18 protein-coding genes are annotated in these 21,684 nt (G+C 35.3%); 1 reads left to right on the forward strand and 17 read right to left on the reverse strand.

All coding sequences use genetic code 11. The features are described from left to right. The first annotated feature begins 76 nt into the window (after positions 1 to 76). Positions 77 to 646: a TetR/AcrR family transcriptional regulator gene (locus tag ACM26V_RS12115; protein WP_416151666.1), complete on the forward strand. Its 570-nt coding sequence runs from the start codon at positions 77 to 79 to the stop codon at positions 644 to 646. A 117-nt stretch (positions 647 to 763) separates the two neighbouring features. On the opposite strand, the gene ric is transcribed toward ACM26V_RS12115, so the two are convergent. The 17 genes from ric to ACM26V_RS12200 all read right to left on the reverse strand — a co-directional run bounded on the left by ric (position 764) and on the right by ACM26V_RS12200 (position 21,586). Continuing rightward, positions 764 to 1,471, reverse strand: a complete 708-nt coding sequence (gene ric, locus ACM26V_RS12120; protein ID WP_416151667.1) for an iron-sulfur cluster repair di-iron protein — start codon at positions 1,469 to 1,471, stop codon at positions 764 to 766. A gap of 830 nt (positions 1,472 to 2,301) precedes the next feature. Further along, the gene (locus ACM26V_RS12125) at positions 2,302 to 3,171 is read right to left on the reverse strand and encodes a collagen-like protein (protein WP_416151668.1); all 870 of its coding nucleotides are present in this window, start codon (positions 3,169 to 3,171) and stop codon (positions 2,302 to 2,304) included. Between the two features lie 606 nt (positions 3,172 to 3,777). Then, positions 3,778 to 4,443, reverse strand: coding sequence for a hypothetical protein (locus tag ACM26V_RS12130; RefSeq protein WP_416151669.1), 666 nt, complete (start codon positions 4,441 to 4,443; stop codon positions 3,778 to 3,780). Positions 4,444 to 4,473: 30 nt separating this feature from the next. Continuing rightward, positions 4,474 to 4,914: a DUF5085 family protein gene (locus ACM26V_RS12135; RefSeq protein ID WP_416151670.1), complete on the reverse strand. Its 441-nt coding sequence runs from the start codon at positions 4,912 to 4,914 to the stop codon at positions 4,474 to 4,476. Then, positions 4,911 to 5,369 (reverse strand): hypothetical protein, encoded by a 459-nt coding sequence (locus tag ACM26V_RS12140; protein WP_416151671.1) that lies wholly within the window; start codon positions 5,367 to 5,369, stop codon positions 4,911 to 4,913. The genes ACM26V_RS12135 and ACM26V_RS12140 overlap by 4 nt, the downstream gene beginning before the upstream one ends. A gap of 33 nt (positions 5,370 to 5,402) precedes the next feature. Next, on the reverse strand, positions 5,403 to 6,200 hold the full coding sequence (locus ACM26V_RS12145) for a hypothetical protein (RefSeq protein ID WP_416151672.1): 798 nt from the start codon (positions 6,198 to 6,200) through the stop codon (positions 5,403 to 5,405). Between the two features lie 110 nt (positions 6,201 to 6,310). Continuing rightward, a complete protein-coding gene (locus ACM26V_RS12150; protein ID WP_416151673.1) occupies positions 6,311 to 7,114 on the reverse strand; it encodes a hypothetical protein in 804 nt (267 codons plus the stop codon). 17 nt (positions 7,115 to 7,131) lie between these two features. Beyond that, positions 7,132 to 8,541: a T7SS effector LXG polymorphic toxin gene (locus tag ACM26V_RS12155; protein WP_416151674.1), complete on the reverse strand. Its 1,410-nt coding sequence runs from the start codon at positions 8,539 to 8,541 to the stop codon at positions 7,132 to 7,134. A gap of 47 nt (positions 8,542 to 8,588) precedes the next feature. Continuing rightward, positions 8,589 to 8,888: a TIGR04197 family type VII secretion effector gene (locus ACM26V_RS12160; RefSeq protein ID WP_416151675.1), complete on the reverse strand. Its 300-nt coding sequence runs from the start codon at positions 8,886 to 8,888 to the stop codon at positions 8,589 to 8,591. Further along, positions 8,889 to 9,308, reverse strand: a complete 420-nt coding sequence (locus tag ACM26V_RS12165) for a YwqH-like family protein (RefSeq protein WP_416151676.1) — start codon at positions 9,306 to 9,308, stop codon at positions 8,889 to 8,891. It lies immediately after the preceding gene. A gap of 11 nt (positions 9,309 to 9,319) precedes the next feature. Further along, positions 9,320 to 13,735, reverse strand: coding sequence for a type VII secretion protein EssC (gene essC / locus ACM26V_RS12170; protein WP_416151677.1), 4,416 nt, complete (start codon positions 13,733 to 13,735; stop codon positions 9,320 to 9,322). 125 nt (positions 13,736 to 13,860) lie between these two features. Further along, entirely contained in the window at positions 13,861 to 15,153 is a 1,293-nt protein-coding gene (gene essB / locus ACM26V_RS12175; RefSeq protein WP_416151678.1) for a type VII secretion protein EssB, read from the reverse strand. Positions 15,154 to 15,183: 30 nt separating this feature from the next. Next, positions 15,184 to 15,441 (reverse strand): EsaB/YukD family protein, encoded by a 258-nt coding sequence (locus tag ACM26V_RS12180; RefSeq protein WP_416151679.1) that lies wholly within the window; start codon positions 15,439 to 15,441, stop codon positions 15,184 to 15,186. A 12-nt stretch (positions 15,442 to 15,453) separates the two neighbouring features. Continuing rightward, positions 15,454 to 15,885 carry a type VII secretion protein EssA gene (gene essA / locus ACM26V_RS12185; RefSeq protein WP_416151680.1) on the reverse strand — a complete coding sequence of 144 codons (432 nt, stop codon included), beginning with the start codon at positions 15,883 to 15,885 and terminating at the stop codon, positions 15,454 to 15,456. 46 nt (positions 15,886 to 15,931) lie between these two features. Then, positions 15,932 to 19,333 carry a type VII secretion protein EsaA gene (gene esaA / locus ACM26V_RS12190; protein WP_416151681.1) on the reverse strand — a complete coding sequence of 1,134 codons (3,402 nt, stop codon included), beginning with the start codon at positions 19,331 to 19,333 and terminating at the stop codon, positions 15,932 to 15,934. 168 nt (positions 19,334 to 19,501) lie between these two features. Then, positions 19,502 to 19,798: a WXG100 family type VII secretion target gene (locus tag ACM26V_RS12195; RefSeq protein ID WP_416151682.1), complete on the reverse strand. Its 297-nt coding sequence runs from the start codon at positions 19,796 to 19,798 to the stop codon at positions 19,502 to 19,504. Positions 19,799 to 20,143: 345 nt separating this feature from the next. After that, a complete protein-coding gene (locus tag ACM26V_RS12200; protein ID WP_416151683.1) occupies positions 20,144 to 21,586 on the reverse strand; it encodes a glycoside hydrolase family 1 protein in 1,443 nt (480 codons plus the stop codon). Between the last annotated feature and the right edge of the window lie 98 nt (positions 21,587 to 21,684).

Genomic DNA, 21,684 nt, shown 5'->3' on the forward strand with positions numbered 1-21,684 from the left:
CCACTCGTTTCCTAGTTTAAGTTATAATACTAAAAAATTGATAATTTCCTAAGCAATAAGAAAGGAATGATTTCCATTGAATTCGAAATTAGACAGAAGAAAAAAATATACGAGAATGGTTTTGAAGGAAAGCTTAATGAAACTACTAAAAGTAAAGTCTATTTCAACCGTTACAGTAAAAGAGATATGTGCCCTTGCTGATATCAACAGATCAACTTTCTACTCTCATTATCAGGACCAGTTTGATCTTCTCAATCAAATAGAGGAAGAAATTATTGAGGATATGAATGAAACACTTACAGCTTATAATTTTAATCAAGATGAAGAAACGTTAAAAATGATAGAAAAGATCGTCGAGTATGTGGCCGAGAACAGTGATGTTTGTTCAACCCTCTTTAATGAGCATGGTGATTCTAGCTTTAAAAAGAGAATAATGAAGGTTGCTAGTGAGCACACAGTCAAAAATGCCTTATCTATTTATCCTATCGATTCAGAAATCTCTGAGTACGTCAGTATATTTGCAATCAGCGGCAGCATTCATTTATTAGAAAATTGGCTGAAAAATGGGATGGACAAACCTCCAAAAGAAATGGCCGAACTTATTTCTAACCTTACAAACAAAGGACTTTCATATTTACAAGAGTAAAAGCGCAGTAAAAGTTTTTTAGTCGTAAATTTTTTGTTATAGCATTCCACATATTTAAACGGCACAATTCATCATAAAGACGAATTGTACCGTTTATTGTATAGATAAGGTGAAGAATTAAGCTCGAACAACAGATCGCGGAAATAACACATTATTTTCTAAATGAATGTGGTCAAACATATCTGATTCTAAGTTTTCAAGGCGGCTGTAAACAAGTCGATAAGACCCACATGCACCTTCTGGTGGCGTAAAATCATTGGTGATCTCTCGTAATTCTTTAAGAATATCACCAGCATGACTATGTTCATTTTCTAACTCATCCACTACCTTTTGTAACTTTGCATAATTTTCATCGGTTGGATTTTCTTCAAGGGTCAAGATAAGGGGGAAATCTGAAGTTTCTTCTTTCATTAGATGCTGTTCAAGTTCCACCTTTAATTCATTGAACAATTTATGCACTCTACCTAAATGTGGATGTTCCGCTCCATGTACACGAAATACTTTTGTAACATATGGACTTAATTGCGGAAGTTCTTCGTTTAAATATCTGTGGTGCTTGTTAACAATATGATCAATCAGCTCACCGTTTGATGCATTGTCCCAGTCTATTGTAGTGTTGTGTAACGCCTTTGTCTCTTGATAAAGTGTATTAAGGTTTCCTATAACTTCATCAGCTGATAGATTTTTTTCGTTAATCGCCTCTAAAAGTGGTCGATTACCTCCACAACAAAAATCAATTCTATAAGACTTAAATAGATCACCTGCTTTAGGGAATGTTTTAACTATTTCTCCAACATTTGAAGTCTCTGTAAATGTTCTCTCCATGGTATTACCTCCATATGATTATAAATTTTTTCTTAAATAAAGGATACCAAGTAATTACTGTCTACCTAGTGATATACATCACTACCAGGCAATTTATCTAATATTATATGTTTAATTATTCAATTTTTTAAGTACCCCTTTTGCTCAGAATCCTCGCTCAAACAAAATTAATGTTTGATATCACATTTGCGTTCCCTTCTCAGAGAAACTCGGTTTGAACGTAACGGTATTCTCGCTTCCGTTCCCTTCTCAGAGAGACTCGGTTTGAACGTAACGGTATTCTCGCTTCCGTTCCCTTCTCAGAGAAACTCGGTTTGAACGTAACGGTATTCTCGCTTCCGTTCCCTTCTCAGAGAGACTCGGTTTGGACGTAACGGTATTCTCGCTTCCGTTCCCTTCTCAGAGAAACTCGGTTTGAACGTAACGGTATTCTTGCTTCCGTTCCCTTCTCAGAGAGACTCGATTTGGACGTAACGGTATTCTCGCTTCCATTCCCTTCTCAGAGAGACTCGGTTTGAACGTAACGGTAATCGCATTTCATTTTTTCATACTTTGATGAACTATGTATAATTTCTAATGATACTCCAATATGAATAGCGTTTATTCAAGGAATTTTTATGGAAAGAGTTGATTAGTATTAATTTGGAATCATGCGTTATCATGTACAACCCTTTTGCGCGCTAAGTTTTTCAGAATTCTGCACCTTGAAAAAACGTATCTTCAAGGTGCGAAACTCAAGCTATTTTTCCCTTATCCATTTTTGTTAAATGTCATCACGCTGAGACTTACAGATAGGTTTGGTAAAGAATATACTTCTATAACAATTAATTTTATTGAAGTCTTGTGATAACAAGGTGTGCTGACACAGGCTCTGTTCCTCCAGCGAGAGGTGTAATGGTTAGTGCCGTGGCATTGTTTGCCGGATTTCTTACAGTCAGTATTGAATTGATTACTGTCGTTTCAACAATTGCCATCCCTACTATCTGAGAAGTACCAGTTGCGCGACCAACGACCGTATATGCTAGTTCAACAGCTCCACCTCCTGAGTCGAGAGTTAAAACTAGTTGACCTGCTTCTGATACACTTACTTGAAATAAGACTTGATAAAAGCCAATTTCAGCCAAGTTAAATGTATCCGCACCAGTGCGAGAAATCTCCACTCCACTAGAAGGTCCATCTTGCGGAAAATCTACGTCTCCGCCTGTTGCGACTGTTGCAGCATTATCAGGCGGCATTAACGCATAAAAATCAGCAAAGGCTAATACTCCACCTGCCGGACCAGTCGCTCCTGTTGCGCCTGTCTCACCTTGTGGACCGGTTGGACCGGTTGGACCTGTCGCTCCTGTTTCTCCTTGTGGACCCGCTGGACCCGTTGGACCTGTCGCTCCTGTTTCTCCTTGTGGACCCGCTGGACCCGTTGGACCTGTCGCTCCTGTTTCTCCTTGTGGGCCTGCCGGACCCGTTGGACCTGTCGCTCCTGTTTCTCCTTGTGGACCCGCTGGACCTGCTGGACCTATTACTCCAGGTTCTCCTTGTGGACCCGCTGGACCTGCTGGACCTGTTACTCCAGGTTCTCCTTGTGGACCCGCTGGACCCCTTTTTCCACGTGGTCCAGGCGGACAGATGCATCTACGTTTTTTTATTTTCAATTTAGAATAAGGTGGACAGCACCCCCTATAACTTTTACCATTAACAAACATGTATATCCTCTCCTCTTCTTGTATTAAAACCATCTACGCAAAAATATCAATAAAAATTTCAATTGATTAGTAAAATATGCGGGCGATACTTATTGTGAATAAATAACCGTCGTTAACCCTGGAATCAAACATGAGTACCTCGTTTATATTAGCGAAGAATACGTCTGAACATTTGTATTGACTTCATACAGTTCTTTCACATGCTAAAGCCCTTGTAATAGTCATTTAATACTTTATATGATTGTAAAAGGATTCACGTGACGACTTCACTGTAGGCATTAATTGATTTAATATAAAAAATTCAAAAGCGAAAAATAAAACGACACGGTTCTTCGTAAATACGAAGAACCGTGTCGTTGCTAGCTTTAAATGGTGCCACTACTGATGTTAATTGTCTCCCCCGCCAAAAATATGACGAAACCTTGTTTTCATTAAAATCAAATCTTCTATTAGAAAAACACCTTTTATTACCAATTATTTTGAAATTGGTTTGATTTTTTAGAAAAACACAAATCAAAATAGAAAACTTCTTCTCTTAAGCTGCACCCTAAATATTAATATGATCGTATAAAAGGCAAAGGGTCACAATCCCTTTGCCTCCATAATTTATTCAATCAGATCCACATCATAGTTTTCCATTCTTAAATCAATGTTCTCCTCTGTTATTTCCATGTAAATTTCTTCATCTTCGGGACTGATATCTATTAAGAAAGGTACAGCACTGTCTGTTTCAATAATTCCGAAGGATTCTTCCTCTAACGACACCTCTAAACCTTCAAAAATAGAATCACCATCCTGGTTTCCTAATGTAAGTTCGAAAGAGATATTTCTAATCGGAGCATGCAATCTATTTATCACAATAAAAAGAAGAGACGTAGTTCCATCATCATTAAGAACAAGCTCATCTGGGTAAATACTAAAGTCATTCGGGATACCGCCTTTAGGATCAGCCATAATGACTTCTTCTAGATAACTATAAACTTCACTACTCTCTATTGTCACTCCACTTTCTTCATCTAATTTTGATACTTGTAATTGTAAATCTGGTACTTCGAAAGCGTCTTGACTAGCATCTTCTACTTCTAATGTATCACCATTTCCCTGCGATTCTTGTTCGGTTGATAAATCTTCTTGATTATTATTAGCCGCGACATCTGTCTTCTCTTCGTTATTTTCTGTATTTACATTTTCACTTGTCTCTTCGTCCGAATTACTACATCCAGTTACAATTAGTATCATTATAAAAACTAACATATACACGAATTTTTTCATTTTGATTGCTCCTCTATTTTTTATCAATTATTACACTCCTACACTCATTTCTACATAGGTTTTGCCAGAATGGCTAGTCTTGTATGCAACAAAAACCGGTGTTCTTTGTTCTAAACCCTCCCTATGTAAAAAATCAAATAACTCCCAATATTTTAGTTGCGACTGTTCATTAAAGTTGTCGATTACCCTAGTCATCACCATTGGTGTGATAGAAAAGTAACTCCGAAAAAACATCTGCTCATCTAAAACCGGAGTGAAAATATCTTCTTCAATTGGCATATAAATTTCTACCGTCATTTCATCGGCTGTTGGATCACTTAACATGGAAAAAAACATGTCTCCTGTCGGATGATACTTGTTTGTTTCCAATATGGTAACGAAATCTTCCAAAGCTATTTCTAAATCCTCTGGTTTAAAATGATAGTATTTCGAAACGACATTACGATGCGCTATTTGATGACCTAACATCATGCTAAATCGCCTCTATTTCGTATCGGTATGTATAAATCTATTATAATATCCCCATACACCTCTAGGAGAACACAATAAAAAATATCATCAATTGTGATATTCTGTTCGTTTGCATAATCTTTTAGTTGATCTATTGCAGCATAGAAATCTAATGCTTGATCGGCTTGTCTCATAACCAAAGCTTCTTCTACATAAAAATTTCTCTCAAAGTGAAAATCTGGTTCATCTTCTAAGCGTACCGCTCCATTTATTGGCAGGTAATAAGTAAAATCGCCATATTTTTCTTCTCCTTTTGATGGAACTACGGAGAAAAAAACCGGTCCATTTTGATAAATCCCTTCTGCTAAAATCAAGTCTTCTATTAAAAAAACACCATCTTGCCAATTTTCCCGTAATTGCGTTGTTTTGTATACTAAAAGGTGATCAAACTGTATGCCTCTTGTCTCCATTTTCATTTAATAACACTCCATTTCTCGATAACTATTGTGTTAATTTCGAAATTTCAATTCCGAATCTGTCATGCTATTTACATCGTCACCTTTCACAGGTTTTAATTCTCCGTTTTGTTCATAGTTAAAGCTGTCAAACCGAGATTTGCAATATTGTAATACTAATTGTTCAGGAAGAACAAATAGCATTGTCCAAAAAAGTCCTACTGCAAGAGTTATAATAAATATTAAATCATAAGATCCCGTATTAAAATTTCTAATTAAAAACTGAATTATAAAAGAAACACCAATACCTACTATGATAACTAGCGGTATATAAGAACTCGTTTCAAATTTGTTCCGTAGTTTATCTTTTTTAGAACCTTTTTTATATTCTCCCTTTTTCAACAACATCCCGAAACGCACAATTGTAATTAAAAACACAATGCCACCGATAATTAACGTAATAGCTGTGAATTGCAGAAGAACCGCTTCGTCGGATATTTCAGTACCAATCGCTATCAACGCTACTAAATAAGCAGAGACTCCAAATAAATTTTGAGATACTAATGTATTAATAAAATACTGCATTTTCTGTGAACGGCTAAAAACTGCTGGTATAGAATAGATGAGTGACAAGCCTCCTAAGACACATGATAGGACCAAGTGCACTTTAAAAATCTCATCTTTAAATGGATACATCGAGTATCCACCGATAAAAGACTCTAAAAATAAAAACAACGCTTGACCAAATATCGCCAAAATAAATGCGGCTCCTAAAGCATTTGGGCTCTGTCTTTTCGATTCAAAGGGACCTCTTAAAACTAAAAAATCCTCTTCCTTCAATTTATGTAACATTCCGTTACCCCACCTTGCATCCTTTAACTACATCCAGCGATCCTGTTGCATGATTAGTTCTATAAAAGACTTATTTTGTGCTAAAACTATCCCCGATTTCGAAAGATATTTTATTGATTTCGAATAAACAATTCCATTTCTGTAAGGATAGTTCCGTCTTCATCTCTCACAGGTTTCAAATCTCCGTTTTGTTCATAGTTAAAGCTGTCAAAACGAAATTTGCAATAGAGTATGACAAGTTGTTCAGGGAGAATAAAAATCATAGTATAGAATAAAAGAACAAAAATAGTGCTGAATATAATCACATCAAAATCTTGCATATCAACATTTTTCATTAAAAACTGCATCATAAAAACAACTAATACTCCCGTAACTGTGGCTACAGGAATTAACGACTTTTTCTCAAATTTATTTCGAAGCTTATCTTTTTCCGAACCTTTACGATAATATCCTTTTTTCAATAATATATAAAGTCTAACAGATGTCGCTATAAATATTAGTATCGCACCTGAAATTGTCAAGTAAGTAAAATAAGCCAACCTATCAGGATTGGAAATTATACTTGTCCCTATAATTATTAAAGACAAAATATAAAATGAAATTCCAAAGATATTTTGTGATGCAATAATACTTAGTAAATATTGTATTTTTTGTGATTTCATATAAATACCAGGAATCATGTATATAATATATAAAACTATAGTTATACACGAAAACCAAAAATGTAAATAGAAGACTTCTTCTTTAAAAGGATAATTAGAATATTCTTTAATATAATGTTCTAATCCTAAAAGTAAAGCTTGAATCAGTATAACTAATAGAAATATTCCTGCTAAACTATGAGGGCCCTGCCTTTTAGACTCTAAAGGCCCCCTCAAAGCTAAGAAATTTTCTTCAGGTATTTTATTTAACATTATGTTATTCCTCCTTATCAACGAAACCATCCTTTTACAGAGTCCATAATTGTTTTTCCATTTCCATTCCAATCTTTATTTAAAGCCCAATTCGCCCCAATTCCTGCAAGAGCTCCTACTGCTGTACCTACACCTGGAATAGGAATCAGTGCTGTTCCTGCTGCAGTAAAAGCCATTTGTACAGCTCCTCCAACCCCAGTATCTATAGCAGTATCCTTTCTTGCTCTGGAACTAGCTTCTCCTCCACTTAAACCATCTTCCGTTGCATCATTATAATTAGTATAATAGCTTAATCCAATACCGGCTACTCCTAAACCCTTTGAAAATCTCGATAGTTTGCTTTGATTTTTTTTAAAAAATGTAAAAGTATCTGTGAAACTAGTAACAATTCCTTTACCAGCTCCTTTTAAGGCAGATGAGGCTACATGCTTAATATTAATATCCTCTCTAAAGTACTTTAAATCCGGAGCCATTTTAAGAACGTTTTTTCCTGTATCAGTCCACGAGCTTTTGAATAGCCCTCTGCTATCAGCTCCTTTTAATATGGTTTGATTTTTTTGAGCTCTAAATGCATCGGGCCCACCCCATTTTTTCCTATTTTTAGGCAATCTATGATTAAAATCACTATTGTTTCCAATATCTGGATTTACTCCAAGCGCCTCTAAAGCTCCTCTGTTTACCTTCACTCTGTAAGATATTTTACCGGTTTTGGAATCCGTATGTTCAACTGTGCTAATAACATTTCCGTTATTACTAGCATTAATCACTTTTCCACTAGTATAAAATGTCCTAGTCTGAGCTAAACCACGAAGAACGTTTGATATTCCCGCTGATTTCTCAATGATCTTATTTGTTGTTACTAGTTTTCCTTTATCCGATTGTTGAGACGCTTTGTTTAATAATGAACGCATATCATTCATTGTTTCTTGTATATTATTGATCCGTCCTTTTCCAGTAGAAACAAAACTTGATAGGTTATCATTTAAATGAATAATCGTTTTTGAGGTGGCTGCTTTGTCTTCCATTAGTGATGAAAAACTTGGTGCTGTTGCACTACTTATATCTGCCACACTGTTAATTGTCTGCTTAACTGCAGACGATAGTCTTACCATATTCATGAAATCATCTTGAATTAATTCGTCATGTTCATCTAAATAATTGCTCTCAATAATTGTAGCCTGATCGCTGTCCACTTCCGACAGAAATGTATCAATATGAGTATCTACGTTATCAAGAAGATCGATGATTAAACTTTCAAAGTTCCCCAACATTTTTATGTGGAAGGCACTTAAGCTTTCTTTCGCTTTGTCAGCTGATTCGCCTTTAAAAGAATCCATTTCAATTATTAAATAAATATTTGACATTACATCGGCAAGTTGATGAATCAAACGATTGACATAAGCATCATAATCATCAGCAAATTCCATTACTTCTGAAAGGTCTACTCGATGCGACACTTAATCACCCCCTATTCTTATCTAATCATTTGAGTACCCGTATGATTGTGATTTACTCGAGCCAATTCTTCATCTGTTTCTTTTAGACTTTCCCCAGTATTTTCTAGTCTTACAATATCGTTATTTAATACACTCTTATACAGCTTTAACAACTCGACTACCTCACTCACACTCTCCAAATCTTTTGTAAATGGTTCGATGTTTGTTTTACTGAATGTCTCAAATGTCTTATTGCTTTCAATACTAGATATGGAAGTTTTAAATTTTGATACATTAGAGCGAAATACATTTACATTAATAGAAACTTCCTTAGACAACTAACTCAACTCCTTCTCTACTCTAGTAATTTGCCAATTCAAAGTATTAAGCGATTGTTGCAGATTAGTTATACTAGACATGTAGGAAGCTTTTTCTGCCTGATACCTTTGAATGTCATTACTAATCATTTCTTTTGCGTCATCTACTTTTGCAACGTATGTTTTCACACTGTTCTTATACTGATCGTATTTATCTTGGAATTTATCTTCTTTGTTTCCACGCCATCTGTTTACATCAGTAGTGAGACTATTAATGGAACTTTTCACAGATTGTATATCTGATAAACTAGACGATAGCTCGCTCAATGCTAGCTGCAAACGGGATATCTTCTCCTCTGTACTTGATACAAAAGATCGATTCGATTGTATATGACTTGTTATAGAACTTTTCCTGTTTCGGAGAGTACTTAACTGATTCATTTACTTCCTCCTTATCGCGGCACTTTTAGTTTGATATGTTGATGGTCTCTTGCATAATATGCTTCAAATGCCTCTGGATACGTTTCTTTGCGAATAAATGGTTGATTAAAAATATCTTGATCACCTAATCGCATACTGATTAAACCTACATTAGCTAACTTGCGAACAACCTTCGCAGGTTTTTCAAAGCTGGAAGCAATATAACTTGAGTCTCCACAAATAATAAAATGCACATCAACATTTGGTCCTTGTTCAAATAAGATAGAAACTTCCTCTTCCAACAGGTCACTTTTCTCAGCAAAATTTTTCAAATCTCTAATCAGAATCATCCATTTTACCCCATTGTGATCATCTTTTAATCGATTACTAATTTCTGTTAGAATATTTCTTTTAACGATAATGTGGCCTTCTGAATCAGAAATATATGCATTCATAGCCACCCCAATCTCTGCAAACTTCTTTTCCTCCGTATCAATTAACATTGTCTGGATCGGTTCTGTAAGAAGTGCCATAGACTTTGTGATCGCATGTGTCATTTTATCCAGACCGTCTCTTCTATCGCTGATAACTATTAGAAAACCATCTTTTGCTGGATCAAAACCAAGTGGAGCCACATCTTCGAAATCCAAACCGAGAGGCAACTTGTGTTCCTCTATAAGTTTCTTCACCTTTCTTTTCTGTTTGAAAGCTTCGAAATCAATTTCTCCTTCAGGCATCATCGGAATTCCCTCTGGAAGTTCTCCTTTCCAGAATGACCCCATTTCTTCCGCAAGCTGCTTGATGTCATCAATAATATCTAGAGCTTCTTCCCCTTCTCCAGGTAACATTGTTTGAAATAACGTTGGATCATCCAGTTTTATGATCCCTCGTCCTGCTTTCTCTTCAATTTCAAGATCATTTTTCCCTACGATGGTCCGTACTTCAACACTATCAATTAAATAGAGTGCAACTTGTCGTTTAATATTTGATATCAATGGCATTCGCAACGAACTTTGTCCACCAGCACTAATAGCTAGATGAATACCAACACTTGACCCTTCCCGAGCAATTTGCGTAATTATCTTGTTAAATACATCAACAAAATCAGCATCTTTCACCGAATCATAATTATCGATCACAATGAAAAGATTAGGAATTATTTCTCCACTTGCTCGTTCGTACATTTCCATATCTGCAACGCCGTAACCACTTAGTTTCTTCTTTCGTGAGGAAATAACATCAGTAAGTAGACGAATCCATTTTTCGACTTTTTCTGTTTCATCTACTAATATTGTATCTGCGACATGCGGCAAATTTTTAAGTGGTAATAACCCATTTGTTCCAAAATCTAGTAAATACACATGCATATGCTCCGGATTATTTTGCTTAGCTAAGTCCAACAACAAGCTTTGCAAAAAGGTTGACTTTCCGTAACCTGGACTGGAAAACACAGCAATATGACCATCTTTAGAAACATTGATCGTCAGTGGTTCTTGCTGTTGTAGTTCAGGTTGGTCTAACAATCCAATTTTTGCTTCTAATTGTTTCTTAGGCTCTTGCCAAGCTTCTTTAAAGTCAACAGGATGAATGTCTTTGGCATAAATACGTTCTGATAAAGGCGGCAACCATGGTCTAGGCAATCGGTCTATCTGGTTTGTTCTTGTATAGTCATGAAGATAATCAATGACTGCATCTAACTCAGTCGGAACACTTTCTATTTCTTCCTTTTTATCCAAACCACTTAAGTCTTCTGTCAAGATATCATATTGTCCTAAATCATTAATCGCATAAATCGTTGTATCGACATACTCATGATCCTCTTTATCAGGAACATAATCTGCACCACTCCATGCACTCTGGAATAATTCATAGATTTCATTATTTCCAACTTGCAAATAAGCACGCCCCGGTATTGTGATTTCCGCTGCATCTGGTGTTTTTAGCACTTCATTAGAATCACTAGCATTCTGTACTTTTAATGCAAGCTTGAACTTCGAGTTAGACCATATTTGATCATCTACCACACCACTAGGTTTTTGTGTTGCCAAAATCAAATGGATTCCGAGTGAACGTCCAATTCGAGCAGTGGAAACTAACTGTTTCATAAAATCAGGCTGTTCTGACTTCAACTCAGCAAACTCATCCGAAATCAAGAATAAGTGTGGCATCGCTTTACTCGCATTTCCCTGCTTGTATAATTTCTGATATTGATTAATATGATTTACGTTATGCTCACCAAACAAACGCTGCCGTTTTTGTAATTCTGCTTTAATCGAAGCTAATGCTCTCATAGATTGTGCACGATCTAAATTCGTAATGGTTCCAAGTAAATGCGGCATTTTTTTGAATAAATTCGCCATCCCTCCACCTTTATAGTCAATGAGTAAAAAGGCTACTTCATAAGGATGAAAATTAACCGCTAGAGACAATATATAGGATTGAATAATTTCTGATTTACCTGAACCTGTCGTACCTGCTACTAATCCGTGAGGACCATGCGCCTTCTCATGTAAATTAAGCTGTACAATATCATCAATACCACGTAACCCTAAAGGTACTGCCATTGTCTTATAGGTTTCGTTTGTTCGCCACCGATGAGAAACATTTAATTCTTCTACTTTCTCTACACCATACATATCCAAAAAAGTTACACTCTCAGGGATGGAATTCTTTAAGCTTCGCAGATGATTTAACGGTGATAAACCACGTGAAACGTCTTCTTTATTAAACTGTTTAGGAAAATGATCTGGCACAAAATTTCGATTAACTAACTCTGCTTGTTCTAATATAATATTTCCATTTTTAAGATCACGAATGTCAATAACTGTTTTTACATGCTCAGGTAAAGATTGCATCACATCTTGTACAAAAATAAGCGATACACCTAACTCACCTGGATCTTCATTAAAAAATTCCATAATAATGTGATCAAGTATTAACCGCTCATCTGTTATGAGAATGACGTAGTGGGGAGTGAAAAAGGTTCGCTCATTGGAATTCCCTTTCTCCTCTAATACATGCTTACGCTCCTTCAAAACCTGATACATGGAATGTAATACTTGATCTCGTGATCGCTCATGATACACAAATCCTCGAACATGCAAATCTATTAAATTTGCATGTGGTAACCAACGCATCCAATCCCACTGAGGCTTTTCTTCTTCAGGAAAAATATTTATGAACTGGACATCGTGATAACTATGAAATAACGAAAGCTGAATAACTAATAATTGCAATTGCTCAAGAACAAGTTCTCGCTGTCCAATATAGCCAAGTGGTCCTTTCGTCAGTGATGTCACAATAGGTACATGAGACAAGCCTTGAAATTGTGATCGCAAATTTCTTGCTAGGTCAACTAATTCATCCTTATCTTGTGTAAATTCTTCTTCACGAAATTCAATGTTGAAGCTTGTATCTACAAAGCCCAAACCCGCACGGAAATGCAAAAAGTCATGATGGTACATCGTTTTTTCGTAAATTCGTGCATTGACTTCCAGCACTAATTCTCGAATTTCTTCTACTCCCGGATAATGGTACGATAAAGCATGACGATGTTCTTCCGTTGCATGATATAATTCTTTGGTCTTCTGTTCTAGATATTCACGATAGGTTTTATCTCTTTTTTTCATGTCTGCTTTATATTGTTTTACACTTTTGATGTAAGTAGTAACAGCAAAAATAATAGTCGTAACCGTCATCGCCAACATTACAATAATATAAATCCCTCTAGGCTGCATAAGTGAGATAATCACAAGTGCAGCAATCATTACAAGTGGTGGAACGATCGTTCTCGCTAATTGTTCACTTGGCTTTGATGGCTTATTAGAAGGTTTTGCAATTGTTTTTTCTTCCTCTGGCTCTCGATATATAATACGCGGTGAACGGTGATAATCAGTACTAAATCGTATCTCTTTTTCAATAAGTGGAATCAAATTTGTCCTTACACTTTTCTCTGCTGAGAATACAGCGATTTCTTCTTCTCCAACTACTACTTTCACTCCATCAAAAAAAAGCTGATCACCCGGCTCTATATAGTCGGTACTTTTTACAAGAGAAAAGTTTTTGTGAACAATTCCTTCATGAACCTCCAAACGGAACCCATTTTTCTCCCGAAACAGTAGTAGGGTGGCATCGACATCTTCAATCTCTATATCATCATAGTCATTTTTGCTTATAGTAATGTACTGTCTTTCTGTTGTGTCAAATAATTTTGGATTATCCTCATTCAACAAGTAGAAATAAATAATTTCTTCATTTTGAAGCGTAATTTTCTTTTGACCGTTTAATCGTTGCCCATCAATACAACAATATTCACCGTCCCACACCACCTGGATCGAGCTTTGATCAGACCACTGACTACCTATTGTCATCTGTTTTGTTGAGCCAGCAGGTAATGACATTTTTCTAAGTATATTCTCATCGTTTATCACAAGTGTTTGCTGTTCCATCTGTTTCTTCCTCTCTGCTCTAAGCCACATGGATCTTGTCATATTGTGCTGCTGACTTTACCTTAGATTTCAAAAAATGCGTCTTGTTTTTCAAGCTTGTTTAAAATAAACCTCCTTTAAAAATTTCATTCATCGGAATTTTCATCTACTTCGCTTTCTTCATTACTAGATGATTCATCCTCTACATTAGGGACGTCATCTTCTGAAGATTCAGTCCCATTATCGAATTGATTCTCCATCGATCCGTCTTCATCTTCAATTAAATTGTATTCTTCACGATACTGCTGTATTTCAGCTTGAAGTTTATTAAGTAATTCATCTCGTTCTTCACCGCTTAATTCCGGATCATTTCTAGCTTGTTCATCCTGCTTAATCAATCCATAAATAATCAATTGAACATCATCAAGATATTTCGCTTTATCCATAGCCATTTCAAAATCTCCACGCCCATTGTAAATCCAATATAGTAAATAATCCGCATGACTATTTAAACTAATATTATTCATTATCACCCTCTTATCACTATCAGGTAGTCGTTCTGTCGAGAGATAAGAATAAGCAAGAATATACTTTGATGCTCTAGGGAGATTGTCCCCATCTTTCCCATTCAAAGTAGAAATTACTCCATCATAATCAGATGAAAGATACGCTTCATGTGCATCAAGTAAATGTTGTTGATTAGGCAAGCTTACCAATCCAAAATAGGTGACTGGAACTGCTAATATTACAGTTGCAATAATAAAACCAATAGCAAGTCGTTTAAATAAATAAAATCGTTTCTTTAGCACCAGTTTCATATCTTTTTCTGTTTTTTTCTGTTCTTTTAAATAAATTTCTTGCAAATAATCAGTGAGTTGTTCGAGATTATCTTGAAGTCTAACTTGCTTTTGAAATTCCGTTTCCGTCGCATGTTCTAAAGCACCGTTATATAACTTATCAAATGTAAATTTTTTAGAAAATAGCGCAATGCTAAAGCATTTTATCTGTTTCACAAAATCTTGCTCGCTTATTTCAAAGGGCGGAATTAAATTGCGTACGCCGCGAAAAATAATTTGAGGTTGTAAATTATCATTAAACAACAAGTTATCAGGGTGAATAAAAAAAGTAACACGAGACTTCAAATACTTTTTTAACGTGAGTAGGTTACATAATAAACGTAATTTTTCATTACGATGCAACGATTCTAAATCCTTCCATTGTTTTTTGTTTGGGTCTATATGAAACGAAAAAGTGAATGCATCTCCTTCTTCTTGTACTTTCAATGGTACAAATGATTCTTCTGGTGCTCCTGTTAACATGAGCGTCTGCTGCGGATCTTTAACACGAGTTTGTGATTTAGCTAAACGTAATTCCCATTCATCCTCTACTATAGAAAATGGGAGAGACAAGCTATTAAACTCAATTGTTTTTGTTCTCATTTTACTTGCTCCTTTTTCTATCTAGTATCCTCATAGAACAGTTAAAACATCTCCAGTTGTGACAGGATAATCTATTAACATATCATCATCAGCCAACACAATGCACTTTGTCTTTATTTTAATAACTGACCTTGATTCCTTTACGTCTACGTCATTTAGCTTCAGTATATGAATGATATCTAATAAGAGTTGTTTTACTGATATCTGGGTAGGGATACGCAAATCGTAGCTAGTTAATACACCACATTCACTAAAGTCAATCGTTACATCAATATGATTATTTTTCATAGCTCTCCACTCCTAGTCGGTCAACTTTTGAAACATTACATAAATTCCCCAACTAATAAAGCTTGCAATACTGACAAATCCAATCAATAAGAAAGAAGACCCCATGTTAATCTGTTCCTCTTCTGATGAAGTAGTAGCAGTTGGTGCAACATAATCCGTCGTGAACAAAGCTTGTTTCATATCTTCTATTGTTGAATTACTTTCTACCTCTAAAGCAAATAGATTTTGTTCTAAATATTCGAGAGACTCTTGTTGGTTCTCCTTAACATTTTGAATCTCATCAAAAGTTTCTCCTTTAAATAAATCTGGGAATCTTTTTTCTAACTGAGTCTCTTGATTACTATGATCACTGTTCCTGTCTTTTTCACTAATTCGCTCAATTTTCCAATCGATTTTCCCTTTGTCTGTATCAGTACTATTCTCCGCTGATATAGACAAAGGCATTAGTAAGAATATACAGTAAATCCCAATTATAACTTTACCTAGCTCTTTATGCATGATCATCTTCCTTAGGTACTTCACTAGAAGTACTATTCACGATTAGTAGATTAGCCAATCCTGCTAATAATGCAATGACAATAAGACTAAATACAATACCACTTAAATCAGATGATCCTTGAACCACTCTGTTTAATAGTCGTTCAACGTATTGTAATGGTGAATAGTCTCTCCAACCTCCAACACCAGATAAACTGGATGTTAAAGCGTTTGTTAAGAATAGGTACATACTAAGTACAAAAAGTAAAATAAACATACCCATCATTTTTAATTGTTTTAACAAATACGTCGATACCAGTACCATCGTTACCATTATCAGAACCATTAAAACAGTCCATTGGAACATGTTTCCACCAGTAATATTTAGTAGATAAGCTGATACCACCCCTAAAACTAATCCTTCTAATACGCCAATTCCAGTGGTTATTCCAAAAGTAAGTCCATTTCTTCCCATAAGAGATTTTTCTTCGTCAAATTGATTTTCTGACATTCGTTTTTGATTGATCACAGATAAACCATACCCTGTAAACAATGCAACAAGGAAACAAATTAATACAAGGAAATACGAAGTGAATGTGTCTGTTTCAATAATAACTCCTTGGTTACTTATTTCTACAGGATTGGATAAAAAGTCATATAATTCTTCATTTGGTCTGTCACCAGTACGACTATTTGCCATAACATTCGTAAAGTTTCCTACAAACGACTGATCTTGTAATAATTTATCAGTCATGTTTTGTGATAAATCCTCCGCCTCTTGCGTGAGTGTTCTACCACTCTGGTGAATATAATCTGCTTTTTCATCTAAATCATTAAATGTTTGATATACGGTTTCCGATTCATTTAAATTGCTTGATGCTTGATCCGCTAGCGATTGACTTTCGCTTAGTAACGGTTGATAACTTTGACTAAGAGACATGACCATTGTCTGCTCCTGTTGATTAGCATTTTGAACTTCAGTCTGGTCATTTATTAGTTCCAAGCTTTGTTCTCGCCATGCAGCGATATCGTTTAACATTAATTCTAAATTCTCATTTAAAATACGAGCAGTTGTCCTTGTATCTACTACAGTAGCTGCTAATTTATCAGCTTGAAGTGATGTGCTTTCGATATATTGATAGTGATCTTCTATCTCCTGTTCATGAGCAGTTAACGGTTCTCGCATCTCTTCTGTTACATCACTTGTTATTTGATCGGAAAGATAATCAGCTAATAGCTCTCCAACATCTTTATTTAGTAATGCATATAGCGAGTCATCAGAAGCCATCTCCGCCAAACTTTTTTCATTGTCAACGTTTGAACAGTTATTACCATCTACATTATTACAAGTTAATGTAAAACCAAAGTATGATTCATAAGTAGACAGTAATTTTTGATAAGGGGCAATTGTGTTTTCAATGACGTAAATAAGATCTTCCGTAAAATTATCAACCATAGGAGTTCGAACAGTATGTTTGATGTAATGATGATTCACTTCTACAAGTTGAAAAACAGGTTTATCAGAAGTATCCTCTTCATTCTCACTATTATTATCGTCCGCATTCTCTTCTTGAGTATCTTCTTGGTTCTCAGTATTATCATTTTCATTTGCTGTTTCTTCGCTATTCTCGTCTGTTGATGAGCTGTCATTATTAGTCGTATCTGATTGGGTTGGCTCATCCTCCGATGGCTTATCAGATTCATTTTTCTTCGTATTCTCTTCGTTATTTTCATCTGTTGATGAACTGTCATTATTAGTCTCGTCTGGTTTATTTGGTTCCTCCGCTGCTTCTTCCTCCAATTGATACATTTCCCATTTCCATTTTTTCATTTCATACACATCTATTGGTTGATCTAGATACTCATCATTCAATTTTAGTGTTAAAGATATCTTAAATTCACCATGTTGATACGAAGGTAACTCAATTTCATCGTTCACTTGGTAATCTTTATAATTAATTTCTTCCATATCAGGAAGCTGAATAGATAATTTTTTAATTGCAAACCCTTCTGGAATTTGTGTGATCTTAAATTCTCTTAATGCTTCCTCTAATTCTGGGAGGATAACAGTATCTGTCAGTGTCACACCATTTTTATTTAAGTTTTCCTTTAGCGCTTGGATATGTTCAGGTAATAATAAATTTGGATTCACCGAATCAACATCATTAAAGTGATTATTATATTTCTTGGTGACTGCAATAACATTCTGTAATTCTCTAATCATTTCTGGAGAAAGATCTGAATCAACTAATATATCTCCATCTAATGAGGGTAATTGAGCGATCTGCGCTTCCATCCCTTTAAGAAAGTTAGTTTGTTGTGAAGCCAACAGCTTTGTTAATTGATCATCTCCACCAAACGAATCTCCGATAATTTCTGATAAACGATTTCTAGTGTTCCTATGTATCTCTTCAACATTAAAATTATCTTGTTGTTGTTCAATAACTTGCAACTGATTATCTAGAAGAGTTTGCAATATTCTCGTATGAGAGGCTAGATTTTCTCTTTCATTTTGAGCGTTTTGCTCACCTGATTGAAATTCTACATTTATGTAATTATTTGTATCGAGAAGAGTTTGAAGCTTGTTGTCAACATTTGGATTCACAAAATCCTGTTGAAAGCCACTCAGTTTATCGGAAAAATTATTTCCCAAAATAATGTTAGATTCTTGTTCTTCATCTAACCCCTGTATAGTAGATTCATAGTCCTCATAGCTCCCTAATTGTTCTAATAAACTTCCTTGATAACTATCTAACGTACTCTCGAAACCTTCAAAGGTATTTATAGATAATGTTGTATTATCTTTTAAGTTTAAGAATTGATTTGTGTAATCAGAAAGAGGGGCATTAACTTCACTGCTATACGAATTGGTTAACACCTCGTATTCTGAGACAATTTCAGAGACATTGTCTTGTGCATCTTGCAAATTACCTATGACACTAGCAAAATACACATCGATAATACGACGATTAAAATCACTTAATATGCTACTAGCTACTTCTTCTGCTTGTGCTCGAACCATTTCACTATCAGAGGCATTAATCTTATAATTGAGCACTACTTGTTCTGGAGATTCTGAATCAATTGACAGTGCTTTATGTGTAAAATCATTCGGTATTATTAGCATCATGTCGTATGTATTTCGCTCTAAGCCACTCTCTGCTACACCTCGACTAACAACAAACCAGTCGTGTTTATCTTGGTCTATACTTCTGACAAACGCATTACCAAAGTCCAAATCTTGATCATTAAAAGATGCACCATCGTCTTCATTGATTAATGCAATAGACATTCTTGGTTCCTTGACACCTTGTTCTGGTGAAGTACCTTGATCTAATGTTACATAAGTTAAGCCTGTAATTAATGATAATGTCAATATTATAAATAAAGATAATTGAATGATAGGTTTCTTCATTGTTGCCAGCTCCTGCTCTTCACAATTTTTTATTTTAAAAGGATATAAGTACGGATAGATTTTAAAAGGCAGTAAAAAACATGAGCTACACGATAATAATTATCGAGTAGCTCTCCATTTTCATCATATACAAGGGATGTGTTCCTTGGTTCGAAAACTAAAGATGAATTATTTTAGGCCAAAATTTGAAGCCAATGCCTCGTCTTGATCTTGTACTGCTTGAGCTGTACTTTTTAATTGGTTTTGAATTTCTTGCAATAGCTGAGAGAAGTTTTGTACTTTCGGTTTCAAATCTGTAAACTGTTCATCAAATTTAGCGAATGCACTACCTTCCCACTCATTTCGCAGTTGATTTTGTAAGTTTTCCAACCTAGCCAATACTTCAGCAATTTGCTCTGATCCTTGACCATAAGTATTTGCTTTTGATTTTAATTCCTCAGGTGACATCCTAATTTGTCCTGCCATTATTGTCATCTCCTTCTATAATTCTATGAAATAGATTAAAGTACCTTCTATCCCTATTTTTTACAATAGAATATTATGGTAATTATTGCAACTGATATATCCAAATTATAGAAAAAACAGTGTTTTATACCTAAATTTGTAAGTGTTTCATTGCGATTTAATAGATATAATATACTTAAAACTGTGAAGAACTTGGAATCAATCACTTCAGAAAAGTTAAAGTCGCAGTCATTTAGACCCTAATGGGATGTCAACCGCAGTGCCTACACAAAAAAATACTGAAAACCCTCTTGGGCCCTCAGTATTATTAGACAATTTATTTCTCACACATATCTATTATATGCTTTATAAATCTTCCCCATTTGTTGCGATGACATTTTTGTACCAGTAGAATGATTTTTTTCTGCTACGTTCAAATGTACCACTGCCATCATCATGCTTATCTACATAGATAAAACCATACCGCTTTGACATTTCACCAGAAGATGCACTTACTAAGTCAATACATCCCCAAGCAGTATAACCCATTATTTCAACTCCATCGTCAATAGCTTCACCCATGGCTCGAATGTGCTCACTTAAAAAGGCAATTCGATAATCATCGTTAATCGTTCCATCTTCTTCAACCTTATCGTAGGCACCTAGTCCGTTTTCAACAACGAATAAAGGTACTTGATAACGGCCATGTAATTCATTTAACGCAATATGAAGACCAACTGGGTCAATTTCCCATCCCCAATCACTAGCTTCTAAGAATGGATTTTTCACGCCACCAATTAAGTTACCTTGACCGATTTCTTCAGGCGTTTTGTTCTTTTTATCAGTACGAGACATGTAATAACTTAATGAAATGAAATCAACCGTGCCCTCTTTAATTAACTCAACATCTCCATCTTCCATTTGAATCTTGATATTGTTCTCTCTAAAGTAACGGTCAATAAAGCTTGGATATTCCCCACGAACATGTACATCTCCACAGAAATTATTGAAAAGACGCGCCTCTTGCTGCGCATACAAAACATTTTCAGGGTTACTGTCAAAAGAATAAACAGGTGCATAGATCAACATACAACCAATTTGTGAATCAGGAATAATATTATGTGCTAGTTGGACAGCTTTGGCACTTGCAACAAATTGATGATGAAGTCCTTGGAAACTGTCTTGAAGACGTGTTTCTTCATTTTCAGGTGAGAAACCGAGACCGAATATCGGCATATGTGTAGCACCGTTAATTTCATTAAATGTTAACCAATATTTCACTTTATCTTTGTAGCGATTGAAAAGAACCGTTACATAACGCTCAAAGAAAGTAACCAATTTTCGATTTCTCCATCCACCATATTCTTTAATCAGATGCAGTGGTGTTTCGTAGTGCGCTATCGTTACTAACGGTTCGATATTGTGTTTAGCAAGTTCATCAAACACACGATCGTAAAATGCCAACCCTTCTTCGTTCGGCTCTAATTCATCACCATTCGGAAAAATACGAGACCAAGCAATACTCATGCGAAACGTTTTAAAACCCATTTCTGCAAATAATGCGATGTCTTCTTTATAACGATGATAGAAATTAATACCCTCATGATTTGGATAGGTATATTTTGATTCATCCATTTCAAAATCAAACCCTGTAGATGATAACAGTTTTAATCTATTTTCTTTGCCCCCTGGTAAGACGTCCGCCAAATTAAGTCCTCTTCCACCTTCATCAAACCCGCCTTCGAATTGATTGGCAGCCGTTGCACCACCCCATAAGAAACCTTTTGGAAAATTATTTTTTTTACTCATGATAAATGACCTCCTATTGATAATAGATAAAGTTTTTAAAAATCGATAACCTCTTAATGTCGTTAAATATTTTAAAGAATGTAGGTGCGATGTTGATG

It is taken from the genome of Salipaludibacillus sp. HK11 (genome assembly GCF_047795645.1).
Lineage (GTDB): Bacteria > Bacillota > Bacilli > Bacillales > Salisediminibacteriaceae > Salipaludibacillus.